Here is a 14110-nt window from a genome sequence, read left to right as displayed (position 1 = left end):
CTGACGCGTCTGTGGGAGCCGGCGAATCGAGGACGCAGCCCTCGCGCTGGGTTTCACGCCGGGCGCAACCTGAGGCTGCGCCACAACGCCCCGACCATCAATACGCTGACCGCTGCCCAGCCCCACGCCTGCGGGTTCTGCAGCCCTTCGCGGAACAACTGCGGCGCCACCCCGGCACCTACGATGAAGGCCAGCAACGCCACCTCCGCTCGCCGCGCCGGTACCGGCCGCAACAGATAGACCACTGCCGGCAGCAGCAGCGCAGCGCTGGGGAAGCTGCGATAGCGCGGGTCGAATACCATCGCCAGCATGCTCACCGCTGCCGCGAACCCTGCCGCCAGCAACCCTGTGCCCGCGTGCTTCTCGAACCAGGCGAACAGCCGCTGACGCCAGCCGTCACGGCGGGCCAGCGCCAGCGCGCCGTGGGTCAGCACCAGCAGGTTCAGGCCGACTAGGGCAAACGTCCACAGCCATTCGCCGGCAAAGCGGGCATTGGTGCGCATCAGCTCACCCCACAGCCCCAGGCAGCCAGCGCCCAGGGCCGCGAGCAACGGCAACAGCAGAGCGGCGCGCTGGTCGGCCGGGCGCCCGGCCAGGGCCAGGGCCGCCAGCATCAGGATCACGCTGGCCAGCAACCATTGTGGCCACAATGCCAGGTTGCTCACCGGCCCTTCGAGCACGCCCTTGTCCTGGCGGTCGGCGTCGTACAGCCCCCAGTAGCCGCCCACGGCGCCTTCGCTGGCGCGCTTCCACGGCTGGTCGAAGGCTTCGATCAGGTTGTAGCGCCAGCCGTTGGTTTCGGCCAGGGCAACGAAGCCGCGGATGAAGCGGGCCTCGTTGACCCGGCTCGGCTCGGCGGTTTCGCGCTGGCGGCCTTCGCTGGGCCAGCCGGTTTCGCCGATCAGGATGTCCTTGGGCGCAAAGCGGTTGCCGAACACCTGGCGCACCTCGGCGACATGGGCCAGCGCCGCATCGATGCCGCGAGGGTCGTCTTCCCAGTAGGGCAGCAGGTGGATGGTCAGGAAATCCACCGCCGGTGCGATCTGCGGATGCTGCAGCCAGAACTCCCAGACATCGGCGTAGGTCACAGGCACACTGACCTGGCGCTTGACCTTGTCGATCAGGCCGGCCAGGCGCTCGCCGGTGATTTCCTTGCGCAACAGCGCCTCGTTGCCGACGATCACTGCGCTGACCACGTCGGGGTTGGCGTTGGCCGCGGCGATCAGCAGCTCGACTTCCTTGTCGGTGTCCACCGGGTTGGCGTTGACCCAGGCGCCGAGCATCACCTTCAGCCCGTGCTTGCGCGCCAGCGCCGGGATCGCCTCGAGGCCGGTCATCGAATAGGTGCGGATGCACTGGAAACGCTTGCTGAGCAACGCCAGGTCGGCGTCCATGCGCGCCGGGCGCAGGCGGAACGGCTGGTCGAAGGGAGACTGGTCCTTGTCGAACGGGGTGTACGAGGCGCACTGCAGCTTGTGCGCAGGGCTGGCGGCGTCGGGCAGGTGCACCGGCTTGCCCAGCCCATACCAGAGGGCTGTGAGACATAGGAAGGCGAGCAGGCTGGCGAGCAGGTAGATCGTGCGCAACATCGGGCGGTCCATCGTCGTATTCGGGAACTGGGGCCGCACAGCAGCCCCGAAGGCCAGTGATAGTAGCCCGGCGCCAAGCGTTTGGCATGCAAGGATCGCGCAGACCGCCATGCTCGCATGGCGCTAATGGCACAGTGCTGTCGCTGATCGCTCGCTGAAGGTCGCTGACAGAGCAGGTCGCAGGTGCCGGCAAGTCGATGATGCAATCTCCAAGACCTGACGAGGGATGCTTTGATGGCGACTATTACAAGAATGCGACGTTTCCTGGGCGTGGGCACCGCCCTGGTTTTGGCCATGAGTACTGCGCAGGCGATGGCCAAGGAAGTCAGCATCGGTTACGTGGATGGCTGGTCCGACAGCGTCGCCACCACCAACGTGGCCGCCGAAGTGATCAGGCAGAAACTCGGCTATGACGTGAAGCTGCAGGCCGTGGCCACCGGCATCATGTGGCAGGGCGTGGCCACCGGCAAGCTCGACGCCATGCTCTCGGCCTGGCTGCCGGTGACCCATGGCGAGTACTGGACCAAGAACAAGGACAACGTGGTCGACTACGGCCCCAACTTCAAGGACGCCAAGATCGGCCTGATCGTCCCTGAATACGTCAAGGCCAACAGTATCGAAGATCTCAAGACCGATCAGAGCTTCAAGCAGAAGATCGTCGGTATTGATGCCGGCTCGGGGGTCATGCTCAAGACCGATCAGGCGATCAAGGACTACGGCTTGACCGGCTACAAGCTGACCGCCAGTTCCGGCGCGGCGATGACCGCGGAACTGGGCCGCTCCTACGCCAAGCAACAGTCGATCGCCGTGACCGGCTGGGTGCCGCACTGGATGTTCGCCAAATGGAAGCTGAAGTTCCTCGAGGATCCGAAAGGCGTGTATGGCGCTGCCGAGACCGTCAACAGCATCGGCAGCAAGGAACTGGCGAGCAAGGCCCCGGAAGTGGCCGAGTTCCTCAAGAAGTTCCAGTGGCAGTCCAAGGATGAGATCGGCGAGGTGATGCTGGCGATCCAGGAAGGCGCCAAGCCGGAGGCTGCAGCCAAGGACTGGGTGGCCAAGCATCCGGAGCGGGTCAAGGAGTGGACCGGCAAGTAAGCGCTGGTCGAATCGCGGGGCAAGTCGCATCGGCGAACCGCCGCTCCCACGAACAATGGGAGCGGGCTTGCCCCGCGATGCGTTTGCGGTTGTTGCAAATTTTGCAAAACACCGTTGCATCTAAGACTAAGGTCGTCTGGTTGGCGTCCAGCGGCAGCATAAAGTGGAGTCGGGTTCTCCCTAATCTGTGCTGCTAGGACAAAAACAATGAACGACAGCATTTACCAATCGATACAGAACAGTCCGCGCTTCAAGGAACTGGTCACCAAGCGCGAGCGTTTCGCCTGGATCCTCTCGGCGATCATGCTCGGCCTCTATTGCGCCTTCATCCTCCTCATCGCCTATGGCCCGCACCTGCTCGGCGCCAAGCTCAGCGCCGGCTCGTCGATCACCTGGGGCATCCCCCTGGGGGTCGGCCTGATTCTCTCGGCATTCGTGCTCACCGCGCTCTATGTGCGCCGCGCCAACGGCGAATTCGACGAGTTGAACAAGGCGATCCTCGAGGAGGCCAAGCAATGATCCGACACGCCAAAACCCTGGCCGTCCTGGCCTGCGGTGCCTTCGCACCCGCCGTGTGGGCCGCCGATGCCCTGACCGGCGAGGTGCAGAAACAACCGCTGAACGTTGCTGCCATCGCCATGTTCGTGGCCTTTGTCGCCTTCACCCTGGGTATCACCTACTGGGCCTCCAAGCGCAACAAGTCGGCGGCCGACTACTATGCCGCCGGCGGCAAGATCACCGGTTTCCAGAACGGCCTGGCGATCGCCGGTGACTACATGTCGGCAGCCTCGTTCCTGGGAATTTCCGCGCTGGTGTTCACCTCCGGCTACGATGGCCTGATCTACTCCATCGGTTTCCTGGTTGGCTGGCCGATCATCCTGTTCCTGATTGCCGAACGCCTGCGCAACCTGGGCAAGTACACTTTCGCCGACGTGGCCTCGTATCGCCTCGGGCAGAAGGAAATCCGCACCCTGTCGGCTTCCGGTTCGCTGGTGGTGGTGGCGTTCTACCTGATCGCCCAGATGGTCGGGGCCGGCAAGCTCATCGAGTTGCTGTTCGGCCTGGACTACCATGTGGCGGTGATCCTTGTCGGCATCCTGATGTGCCTTTACGTACTGTTCGGCGGCATGCTCGCCACCACCTGGGTGCAGATCATCAAGGCGGTGCTGCTGCTGTCCGGCGCCAGCTTCATGGCACTGATGGTGATGAAGCATGTCGGCTTCGACTTCAACACCCTGTTCTCCGAGGCGATCAAGGTGCACGCCAAGGGCGAGGCGATCATGAGCCCGGGGGGCCTGGTCAAGGACCCGATCTCGGCCTTCTCGCTGGGCCTGGCGCTGATGTTCGGCACCGCCGGCCTGCCGCACATCCTGATGCGCTTCTTCACCGTCAGCGACGCCAAGGAAGCCCGCAAGTCGGTGCTCTACGCCACCGGTTTCATCGGTTACTTCTACATTCTTACCTTCATCATCGGCTTCGGCGCGATCCTGCTGGTCAGCACCAACCCGGACTTCAAGGACGCCGCTGGCGCCCTGATCGGCGGCAACAACATGGCGGCAGTACACCTGGCCGACGCGGTGGGTGGCAGCGTATTCCTCGGTTTCATCTCGGCAGTGGCCTTCGCCACCATCCTCGCAGTGGTCGCGGGCCTGACCCTGGCCGGTGCCTCGGCGGTGTCCCATGACCTGTACGCCAGTGTCTGGCGCAAGGGCAAGGCCAACGACAAGGACGAGATCCGCGTGTCGAAGATCACCACCGTCGCCCTGGGCGTGCTGGCGATAGGCCTGGGCATCCTGTTCGAGAAGCAGAACATCGCCTTCATGGTTGGCTTGGCCTTCTCCATCGCCGCCAGTTGCAACTTCCCGGTGCTGCTGCTTTCGATGTACTGGAAGAAACTGACCACCCGCGGCGCCATGATCGGTGGCTGGATGGGCCTGGTCAGTGCGGTGGGCCTGATGATCCTCGGCCCGACCATCTGGGTGCAGATCCTCGGTCATGAGAAAGCCATCTACCCGTACGAGTACCCGGCACTGTTCTCGATGATTATCGCTTTCGCCGGCATCTGGTTCTTCTCGGTCACCGACAAGTCCAAGGCCGCCGAGAACGAACGTGCGCTGTTCTTCCCGCAGTTCGTCCGCTCGCAGACGGGCCTTGGGGCCAGTGGCGCGGTATCGCACTGATACCTTGAGCTGAACACACAATGCCCCGGCCCATGCCGGGGCATTGTGCTTCCAGAGTTGTCGAATTACCTGCCGCTAGGAAATTTCTTAGGCCCGCTCGGAACGGTCTTAGTCATCGCCGCGATGTGTTCACCAATACTTCTCCTCACCCGCTGGCTATGCGCCGGCAGGCATTGACCACTTCAAGGAGATCAGATTCGTGAAACGTACGTTACTCGCCTTTCCCCTGGCCATGTTCTTCGCGGGTTCCGCTTTTGCGGTGGACCCGATCGAGAAGCAGGTCCTGGTAACCGCCCAGGTGCCGACCGACGCTTTCTTCGTCGAGCCGGTGGGCGGCAACTGGATGAACGACCCGCAGGAAATGGCCTGGAACTCGTATCAGGCCAAGCTCGATCCGATCCGCAAGGAATTGCAGGTCAAGAGCACTGTGGGCCCGATTACCGCCTATCTGGTATCGCCGGCGGTCATCGCCAGTGGCACCGAAAACATCGGCCTCGACGTCAAGGTCGGCGACACCGTGCTGCAGACCACCCCGATCGAAGTCGTCAGCGCCACCCAGGCAGCACCGGGCGCGATCATCGGCTTCGAAGTGGCGGCCCAGCCCGCGCCGGCCACCGGTTATGTGCCTGGCAACTACCAGGGCCTGGTGAGCATGATCTTCGAAACCGCTGCACCCTGAGCCCTCCCTCTTCGTTCATCCGTTGTTCCCCCTGACCCTCGGCTCCCGCCGAGGGGCGGGTGGGTATTGCCTGCAAGCGACGCCTCATGACCAATCATTCCACCTTGGCGGCCATAGGCCGCTGGTTGCCACTGCTGGCCTGGCTGGCCGTTCATTCGCCCGCCGGCCAGGCAGCCGGTACTGCCCTGAGCGCTGTCGAGGGCCTGCCGCGTGAGTTCGAAGCGCATTTTTTCGATGTGCCGCTGGCGGTCCGGGTCGACCTCGATGGGCGCTATCTCGGTGATGCCATGGTGGTGCTCAGTCGCGACCAGCGCGTGCAACTGCTGGAATTCACCGATACCCTCGACAGCCGTGAGCCGGAAAGCCTGCGCCGCCGCTGGCGTGAGCGCCTGATTGACGGCCGCCCTTTGGGTGACTGCCGCGCCGATTGCCCCGACGGCCTGCGCGCGATGCACTACAGCCTGGTGAATTCGCAGCTGTCGCTGTTGACCGACCAGGCCGAGATCGCCGATATCAGTGAACGTTTTCATCGTCAGCCGGAGCAGGGCAGCTATGGGCTGCTGCTGCGCAATCAGCTCAACCTGGTCAATGACGGCCATGCCACCAGTGGTCGTTATGCCTTGCAGGGCCAGGGCAGCGTGGGCAACTGGACGACCTTGGCCGACGGCCAGCTCGACCGGGGCAGCGACAGCCGCCAGGGCACGCGCCACCGGGTCGACCAGTTGTATGCCGAGCGCCTGGTGGAAAACCAGTTCTATCGGCTGGGCTACTTCACCCCCAGCGCCCAGGGCTTGACCCGTCAGCCCCGGTTGATGGGCGGCACGGCCGATACCACCCTCGGCTTGATGCTGGGCAGCAGCGACAGCCTGGCCATCGACACTGGCGCACCAAGTGCCACGCCGATCTACGTTACCCCCAATCGTCCCGCCGTCGCCGAGGTCTACCGCAACGGCGTGCTGATCAACAGCCAACCGGTGCAGCCTGGATTGCAGACCCTCGACACCAAGGTCCTGCCCGGAGGCATCTACGAAGTCGAGGTACGCCTGGTCGAAGACGGCCAGGAAACCTCGCGTACTCAGGAATTCATCTACAAACCCAGCAACTGGCGCAGTACCGATGCGCCCTGGCGCTACAACCTTTACCTGGGGCGCCAGAGTACGTTGCTGAGCAACTGGGAGCGTGACACCGACGACAGCCTCGCCGCTGGCGTGCTGGCCAACTACATGCTGCATCCACGGGCGATCCTTGGCTTGTCGGCACAGCGTGTCGATGACGCCATGCAGTACGGTACCTCGCTGGACTGGGACCTGCGTGAGCGTTTCAAGCTGTACGCCAACCTGTTCCAGACCCAAGGCCAGGGCAACGGCTACGACTTGCAGCTGATCCATGCCTACGACAGTGGCTCGCTGGTTGCCAGCCACAGCCGAACCTGGCTGGCGCGTCCCGACTGGAGCCGCTTTGACGATGAACCGTCGCGATCATTCCAGGCGCGCCAGACACAATCGTCGCTGTCGTTGAGCCACCGTCTCGACCCACGCAACACCGTCAGCGTGCGGCTTGCGCATGCTGAAGGCGCCAATGCAGGTACTGGCCTGGACCTGGGTTGGTCGTACTACGGTCGTCTGTTGGGCTCGGACGCCAACTGGCGACTGTCGCTGTTCGATCGTCCAGGTACGGCGGCCACGGGCGACTCCCGCAGCCGAGGGGTCAACCTGAGCCTGAGCATGAGCCTGGGGGGCGGCAGCGGCCGGCGTGTATCCGCCAGTGTCGGCAGCCGGACCTCGCGAGAGGGTGGGCGCGACCTCAACGCCTCGCTGGCCTACCAGCAGGATGTCGACATCGGCCCGCTGCGCAGTGTGGGCGCCACGGTCAGCGCGGATCGCTATGGCGCAGGGCTGGGCGGTGACACGCAGTTCGAGAACCAGTTGCTGCACGGTGATGCCTATGTCCAGCGCTCGTCGTACAACGGCGACTTCAGTGGTGGCATCAACCTGGAAAGCCTGATCGCCGTGGGCGCGGGCAGGGCAGCGGTGAGTGGCCAGTACCTGCCTCACCAGGCGGGGCTCATCGTTGATGTGGACACCGACATCGACGGCCTCAAGCTACGCGCCGACGACCGTCACGGCAGTACCGCCAGCTTGCACCCAGGGCGCAATGTGATCCCGGTGGCAGCCTACAAGGCAGGGCATGTGCAGTTCGACTTCGAGGATAGCGCGGCCAACGCCGCGGTGATCCAGCCTTCGAGCCTGGACTATCACCTCAACCGCGGCGGCATCGAATACCGTCAACTGCGGGTGTTGCGCACGGTGACGGTGCTGGGGCGGCTGCTTGATGGACAGGGGCGGCCGCTGCGCGGTGCCCAGGTGATCAACCATGCCAGCCGCGGTGTCAGCGAGGCCGATGGTTTCTTCGCGGTCGAAATGAGCGAGTCGACCCCCACGCTGGAGATCCGTCAAAAGGGGCAGCCGGTGTGCCTGCTCCGCCTGGATATCAACACCCTGGAGCGCGAGGACGACGTGCTGCTGGCCGGCGACCAGCGCTGTGCACCTGGCGTGGTGCAGGCCGAAGCGTTTGCACGCAACGGGCAGGGTTAACCCGGCCGGCAAGGCAATGCTCGGGGCGATAGCGCTACTCAGGGCAAAGGCCTACTGCGGTTTAGGACGTTTCTGGGTGCTGTGTGGGAAGGATCCCGCTGGTTTGGCAATGACCGCAGAGCCACTCCCATCAATACTTTCCCGTCAATGACGCACGGAGTTCGCATCATGATTATTTTCCGCCTGCTGGCCTCGACACTGCTGGCGCTGCCCCTGGTCGCCAGTGCCGCCCCCGAACTCAATGTCGGCGCACTTTACGACTACCTTGACGGGGACAAGAGCACCTTGCTCAAGCGGGTACGCAACAGCGGCGACACCACTGCTTTCGTCAAGGTCAGCGTCGCCGAGCTGGTGTATGACGCAGCTGGCGTTGCCCGTGAAATCGACACCGATGGGCTGCCACTGGAGCAGCGTGGCTTGGTCGCCAGCCCGGCGCGGCTGATCGTACCGGCCCAGGGCATGCAGGCGGTACGCCTGCTTTACCGTGGCTCACGGGAGCAGGAGCGGTATTTCCGTCTGCGCTTCGTGCCGGTGCTGCCGGAGCTGGACGATGGTTTCGCGGTGGATGAGCAGGAGGCTGAGAAGTACCGGGACAGCCTCAAGGCTGGGGTCAACCTGCTGGCGGGTTATGGCTCGCTGTTGTTCGTACGGCCTAAGGAAACCCGTTACAAGACCCATGTGCTGCGCCAAGGGGGAACGCTAAGCGTTGCCAATGAAGGCAACAGTACTGTGGTGCTTGATCATTTTCGACAATGCCGGGCTCAAGGTCAGGACTGTGAGTCCGCCACGAAGCATCATCTGCTGCCTGGACGCCATCGCCAATTCGAAGGGCACCCGACCAAGGTTCACCAATTCGAGTTGCATGAAGGTGCCAAGCGTCAAGCACAGGTACTGGAGGGATGAGCGTTTGCGTAGCCTTTACGGCGAAGGTATTGCGCCGTCTCGCTTGGGCACTCGCTTTGGCGACCCCCATGACGCATGCACTGGAAATCACCATTTCGGCCCAGTATCGCGGTGGGGTTTCAGGACGCTTCGAGAACACCACGCCTCCCTCGGGCCTGTGCCGACGGTATCCGTTTACATGCGGTTGGGCTGAGACGAGCGTGCTGCCTATCACCTTTGCCAAGACCCTGAGGGAGGATACTTCGGATGTACGCGATGGTTTCTACCTGCGTGCGCCGGGGAAACGACAGGTTGACGTTTATCATCAAGAAACGGGGGAGGCGCGGCAGGTGAGCTTCTTTTGGGAACTCATTCATATTGTTGGCATGAACAATGGCGCATTCGTCAACAACCCACTCGACAGTCGGCCCAGTGGAGGATGCAGGCCCCAGTACCTGAGGAATATCTCCTATGGGGTAGAGGCCTACTGGCGGCTGACGGACCCTACTGCTCCATCGCCATGCTGGGCGGTCAGCGCGGAGCCACTGCCCGGGACGCGTCTGGAAGTGCCGGAAATGGGTGCAGGTTTTCGCCTGGAAATCCCACCGGCCTATCGGCTCACATCCGGGATCTACCATGGCAGCACGGTATTCACGATTGGCCCCGGCGGTGATTTCGACTTTGGCAGCAACGTTGAGAATCTCAGTGGCAACACCCTTACGGTCAACTTCGAATTGGACGTCCAGCACGATTTTCACCTTGAGTTCCCACCAGGTTCCGAACGTGCCGTCCTCGAACCGAGAAATGGCTGGCAAGCTTGGCAGGCAGGCGGCAGATCACCGCAGCGGCTGTATCGAGATCTCCCATTCCGGATCTGGTCGACTGGCCCATTCAAGGTTTACAAACTCTGTGAGCACTACATGGGTGACCGATGTGGAATACGCAATGCGGCCAGCCATAGTGTGCCGGTGGATGTAGCTCTCAGTTTGCCCGGTGGCATCCAGCACCAGACCAATGGCGTACAGCGTGTTTCACTACCGAGTGGTCGAGCGCAGGCGCTGAACTTCGAATCGGTGCAGCCAACGGTCAACCGGCCTGGCCAGTTGCATTTTGAAGTGGCTCGCGACGATGTCCAGGGAATGCTCAGCCACACCGGCAGCACCTATCACGGCCAAGTCACCGTGGTGTTTGACGCCGAGTTGTAGCCGTTCGGTGCGATTCGTGAGGTAACACTATGCACACAGCCCTGGTGGTCGACGACCATCCCTTCATCCGCAGCACCGTCTGCATGCTGCTGCGCCAGCAACGCCTGGAGATCATCGGCCAGGCCGACAATGGCATCGACGCGGTGCGCCTGGCCCGTGAGCAGGCGCCGGACCTGGTGATTCTCGATATCGCCATGCCGGGCCTGGACGGGCTGGAAGTGATCGCCCGGATCAAGGCGCTGGGGACGCGCACGCGTATCGTGGTACTGACCTCGCAATTGGCCGAGTCCTACTCATTGCGTTGCATGCAGGCCGGGGCCGTTGGGTATGTGTCCAAAACCGATGACCTCGATGAACTCGGCAAAGCGGTGCGCGCCGTGCTGTCTGGCTACAGCTACTTTCCCGAAGTTGCGCTCAGCTCGGTCAACCGCCAGGACCTGCAGACAACCGAGGCACAGTGCATCGCCAGTTTGACCGATCGCGAGCTGATGGTCCTGCAGCACCTGGCGCGAGGCTATAGCAACAAGGCCATCGGCGAGGCCATGTTGCTGAGCAACAAGACCATCAGCACCTACAAGATTCGCCTGCTGGAAAAGCTGCGACTCAGCTCGTTGATCGACCTGGCGGATTTCGCCCGTCGCAACGCGCTCATCTGAGCGCTGTAGTCCCGTGTTCCTGCGTGCCTTGCTGATAGGGATACTGGGGTGTCTGAGCTACCTGCCAACCTGCGCCGCCGTGCAACTGCATGCGCGTCCCGCCCCGCAGACGCTGCCGCCGGTCCTGGACAACGCGCAGCTGCGCTGGCTGTGGGAGCACCGCGAGTTGCGCCTGGGCGTGATCGCCCGTGACAACCCACCGTTCGACATGCTCACCACGGGGCAGGCGTATGAGGGCATCACCGCCGACTACGTCGGGCTGCTGGCGAGCCAACTGCGTCTTGAAGTGCAGCTGCAGGTGTTTGCATCGTTCGCCGAGGCGGCCGCTGCCCTGCGCCAAGGCAGTATCGACCTGCTCGGGTCCGTCAGCCCGCAGCAGGCGCTCGAGGCAGGTTTGCATCTGTCAGCGCCCTATGCCCAGGACCGCCCCTTGCTGATCGTCCCGCAGCAGCATGCGCGGGAGCGGATCCGCAGCGGCGCCCGCTTCAGGTTGGCGCTGGTCGACGGGTACCGTCCGCGTCAACAGGTTCAGGCGTTGTATCCCTTGGCCGAAATCCAGCTCCATCCCTCGCCCTTCAGTGCCTTGGCGGCGCTCGCGCTGGGTGATGCCGACCTTTATCTGGGCAGCACGCTGGGAAGCCGTTATCTCCTGGGCCGCAATCAATGGAACGGTGCCGAAGAAATTGGCCATGCAGCCCTGGCGCGCCAAGCTGTCGGTTTTGCCATGGCCCGTGACAACAAGGCGTTGATCGGCCTGGTTGATCGAGTACTGGAAGGCCTCGGCGATCAGCATGCGGATGTTCACGAGCGTTGGCATGCACGACCTGCTGTCGTGCACAGGTCGCCAGGCATTCCGCTGAGCGATGCCGAGCAGCACTGGCTGGCCGAAAACCCACGCATCAAAGTGCTGGTGAATGAGCAGGCAATGCCCTTGAGCTACCGCGATGGTAAAGGGCAACTGCAAGGGCTGAGCCTCGATCTGTTGCAATTGCTTGGCCGGCGAACGGGCCTGGAGTTTCAGGCCGAGGCAGGCGGCACCGCGGCACAGATGGTCGAGCAGGTACTCATGGGAAAGGCACAATTGATTGCCGGCCTGCCCTACAGCCCGGCGCGTGGAGAGCGCCTGCGATTCAGTCGTGGCTATCTGAGCTCTGCGTATGTGCTGGTGATGCAGGGGCACGCCGAGCGGCCAGATGATCTGGCCCAACTGGACGGGCGCCGGCTGGCACTGGAGGAAGGCAGCGTGGCCCAGGAGCTGCTGGCCCAGGCGTACCCGAGGGTCCTGCAGTCACCGGTCAGTGGTGCGCTGGAGGCGGTGCACGCGGTGGCCGCCGGCAGGGTCGCGGCAGCCGTGCTTCCTCTCGACCAGGCCCGGTTGCTGGTTGCGCGCTGGTACCCGGGGCGGCTGCGAATCAGCAGCCTGGCCTTGCCAGCGGCGCATTTCGCGTTCGCCAGCAGCCCGGGGGCGGTCCATCTCCAGAGCATCCTCGACAAGGCGTTGCTCGACCTGGCCCCGCGCGAAATCGATGCGCTGGTCCGGCGTTGGCGCAGCCCGCTGATCGTTGCCGCCAGTGCCTGGCAGCGGTACCGGACCCACCTGCTGCTGGGATTTCTCGGCGCTTTTGCTGCACTGGTCGTGGCGTTGCTGTGGATCCGCTACCTGCGCCGTCTGCAGGTGCAGCTGCGGCGGGCCAAGAGAGGGGCCGAGGCGGCAAACCACGCCAAGACCCATTTCCTGGCAGCCATGAGCCATGAAATCCGCACGCCGCTGCATGCCCTGCTGGGCATGCTGGAGCTTGCCCAGCGCAAGGCGGGCCAGGGCGTGCTCGATCATTTGGCCATCGAGGTGGCCGCCGACGCTGCCCGGGGACTGCAGGAACTGATCGGCGATATCCTCGACGTAACCCGCATCGAGGCGGGCGAGTTGCAGTTGACGCCGACCGTGGCATGCCTGCGCGAACAAGTGACGCAGGTTATCCAGTTGTTCGACCAACAGGCCCGTGGCAAGGGATTGCGGCTCGACCTCACTGTTGAGGGCGAGGTTGACCGCCCGGTGCTGCTTGACCCGGTGCGCTTCCGGCAGGTGTTGGCCAATCTGTTGAGCAATGCGATCAAGTTCACCCCGCAGGGGCGGGTACAGGTGAGCATTTTTGCTCAGCCCCGCGGCGATTGCCTGGTGGCGCGCCTGATCGTCGATGACACCGGTATCGGCATTGCCAAGGCCGAATTGGCCCAGCTGGGCCAGCCCTTTCGCCAGGCCAGCAACCAGTGCCAGTCGCCGCGCAGCAGCACGGGGCTTGGCTTGGGCATCTGCCACAGCTTGTGCCAGTTGATGGGCGGCCACTTGCAGTTGAACAGCGAGCTGGGCAGGGGCACCCAGGCGCAAATCCACCTCGAGCTGCCGATCCACCCGCTGGATCTGTCAGTGCCTGTGGTAGCACCACCCAGCGATGTCCCGGTGGATGAACTACCGCTGCGCGTGCTGGTGGTGGACGACTACCCGGCCAATCGAGTGCTGTTGGCTCAGCAGCTCGACTACCTGGGGCATCAGGCCCGGGTTGCCGAAGATGGGGCGCAGGCCCTACGGCTGTGGTTGAACGAGCACTTCGATGTTGTCATCAGCGATTGCAGCATGCCGCGACTCGACGGCTATGGCCTGGCCAGGGCGATTCGCCTGCATGAGCGGCGCAGGGGCCGGACAGCGTGTCGGCTAGTCGGGCTTACCGCCAGCGCGTTGGCGGACGAACGGCGGCGCTGCCGTGCTGCAGGCATGGATGACTGCCTGTTCAAACCCCTCGGATTGCAGGCACTGATTGGCGCACTGGGCGGCAGTGTTGCCCGGCAGGGCAAGCGGCTGCCGGATGGGGAGGCGCGCAAGGCGGTATTCGATTTCGAGCATCTGCGACAGTTGGCGGACAATGACCAGGGCGCGTTGGAGGCAGTGCTGGCCGATCTGCGTCGCAGCAATCGTGATGATCTGACCCGCTTGGCGGAGTCAGGCGAGGACCCAAAGGCCCTGGCTGCCTTGGCACATCGGGTCAAGGGCGGCGCACGCATCTTGCGCGCGGGCGACCTGATCAGCGCCTGCGAGCGGCTAGAGGCCAGTTGTGCGAGCGAACCCTTGCATCTTGAGCGACTGCACCGTGATGTCCAGGTCTTGCATGCGGTTATGCAAGACCTGGAGCACTATCTGGGCAGCCGCGCTCAGGCCTGAGCGTCATGCCAAGGCA

General features: G+C 63.6%; 10 protein-coding genes. 9 read left to right on the top strand and 1 reads right to left on the bottom strand.

Going from position 1 to position 14110, the window contains the following annotated elements; translation table 11 throughout:
• Nucleotides 1-53: 53 nt before the first annotated feature.
• Entirely contained in the window at nt 54-1589 is a 1536-nt protein-coding gene (locus KHO27_RS15405; RefSeq protein WP_502937566.1) for a glycoside hydrolase family 17 protein, read from the bottom strand.
• Nucleotides 1590-1823: 234 nt separating this feature from the next.
• On the opposite strand from KHO27_RS15405, the gene KHO27_RS15400 reads away from it, so the two are divergent.
• The 9 genes from KHO27_RS15400 (at nt 1824) to KHO27_RS15360 (ending at nt 14094) form a co-directional block, all read left to right on the top strand.
• Nucleotides 1824-2684 carry a glycine betaine ABC transporter substrate-binding protein gene (locus KHO27_RS15400; RefSeq protein ID WP_031314875.1) on the top strand — a complete coding sequence of 287 codons (861 nt, stop codon included), beginning with the start codon at nt 1824-1826 and terminating at the stop codon, nt 2682-2684.
• A gap of 207 nt (nt 2685-2891) precedes the next feature.
• Nucleotides 2892-3203, top strand: coding sequence for a DUF485 domain-containing protein (locus KHO27_RS15395; RefSeq protein WP_102684287.1), 312 nt, complete (start codon nt 2892-2894; stop codon nt 3201-3203).
• Nucleotides 3200-4864 (top strand): cation acetate symporter, encoded by a 1665-nt coding sequence (locus KHO27_RS15390; RefSeq protein ID WP_038706600.1) that lies wholly within the window; start codon nt 3200-3202, stop codon nt 4862-4864. Before KHO27_RS15395 ends, KHO27_RS15390 begins: the two co-directional genes overlap by 4 nt.
• A 199-nt stretch (nt 4865-5063) precedes the next feature.
• Nucleotides 5064-5543: a CS1 type fimbrial major subunit gene (locus tag KHO27_RS15385; RefSeq protein WP_110701085.1), complete on the top strand. Its 480-nt coding sequence runs from the start codon at nt 5064-5066 to the stop codon at nt 5541-5543.
• Nucleotides 5544-5629: 86 nt separating this feature from the next.
• Nucleotides 5630-8137 carry a TcfC E-set like domain-containing protein gene (locus tag KHO27_RS15380; RefSeq protein WP_214500434.1) on the top strand — a complete coding sequence of 836 codons (2508 nt, stop codon included), beginning with the start codon at nt 5630-5632 and terminating at the stop codon, nt 8135-8137.
• Between the two features lie 168 nt (nt 8138-8305).
• Nucleotides 8306-9040, top strand: coding sequence for a fimbrial biogenesis chaperone (locus tag KHO27_RS15375; RefSeq protein WP_111532606.1), 735 nt, complete (start codon nt 8306-8308; stop codon nt 9038-9040).
• A 68-nt stretch (nt 9041-9108) separates the two neighbouring features.
• Nucleotides 9109-10224 carry a hypothetical protein gene (locus tag KHO27_RS15370; RefSeq protein ID WP_250888368.1) on the top strand — a complete coding sequence of 372 codons (1116 nt, stop codon included), beginning with the start codon at nt 9109-9111 and terminating at the stop codon, nt 10222-10224.
• Between the two features lie 29 nt (nt 10225-10253).
• Nucleotides 10254-10880 carry a response regulator transcription factor gene (locus KHO27_RS15365; RefSeq protein WP_110701079.1) on the top strand — a complete coding sequence of 209 codons (627 nt, stop codon included), beginning with the start codon at nt 10254-10256 and terminating at the stop codon, nt 10878-10880.
• Between the two features lie 13 nt (nt 10881-10893).
• Nucleotides 10894-14094 (top strand): transporter substrate-binding domain-containing protein, encoded by a 3201-nt coding sequence (locus tag KHO27_RS15360; RefSeq protein WP_110701077.1) that lies wholly within the window; start codon nt 10894-10896, stop codon nt 14092-14094.
• Nucleotides 14095-14110: the final 16 nt, after the last annotated feature.

The organism is Pseudomonas sp. RC3H12 (assembly GCF_018596375.1).
Lineage (GTDB): Bacteria > Pseudomonadota > Gammaproteobacteria > Pseudomonadales > Pseudomonadaceae > Aquipseudomonas.
Note: the sequence above shows the minus strand (reverse complement) of the source record. Positions and strands in the feature narration are given on the sequence as shown.

Excerpts from the sequence above, each read along its gene's own strand:
- KHO27_RS15365 (WP_110701079.1), top strand. The coding sequence starts at position 10,254 with ATGCACACAGCCCTGGTGGTCGACGACCATCCCTTCATCCGCAGCACC.
- KHO27_RS15405 (WP_502937566.1), bottom strand. The coding sequence starts at position 1,589 with ATGTTGCGCACGATCTACCTGCTCGCCAGCCTGCTCGCCTTCCTATGT.
- KHO27_RS15390 (WP_038706600.1), top strand. The coding sequence starts at position 3,200 with ATGATCCGACACGCCAAAACCCTGGCCGTCCTGGCCTGCGGTGCCTTC.
- KHO27_RS15370 (WP_250888368.1), top strand. The coding sequence starts at position 9,109 with ATGACGCATGCACTGGAAATCACCATTTCGGCCCAGTATCGCGGTGGG.
- KHO27_RS15395 (WP_102684287.1), top strand. The coding sequence starts at position 2,892 with ATGAACGACAGCATTTACCAATCGATACAGAACAGTCCGCGCTTCAAG.
- KHO27_RS15375 (WP_111532606.1), top strand. The coding sequence starts at position 8,306 with ATGATTATTTTCCGCCTGCTGGCCTCGACACTGCTGGCGCTGCCCCTG.
- KHO27_RS15380 (WP_214500434.1), top strand. The coding sequence starts at position 5,630 with ATGACCAATCATTCCACCTTGGCGGCCATAGGCCGCTGGTTGCCACTG.
- KHO27_RS15400 (WP_031314875.1), top strand. The coding sequence starts at position 1,824 with ATGGCGACTATTACAAGAATGCGACGTTTCCTGGGCGTGGGCACCGCC.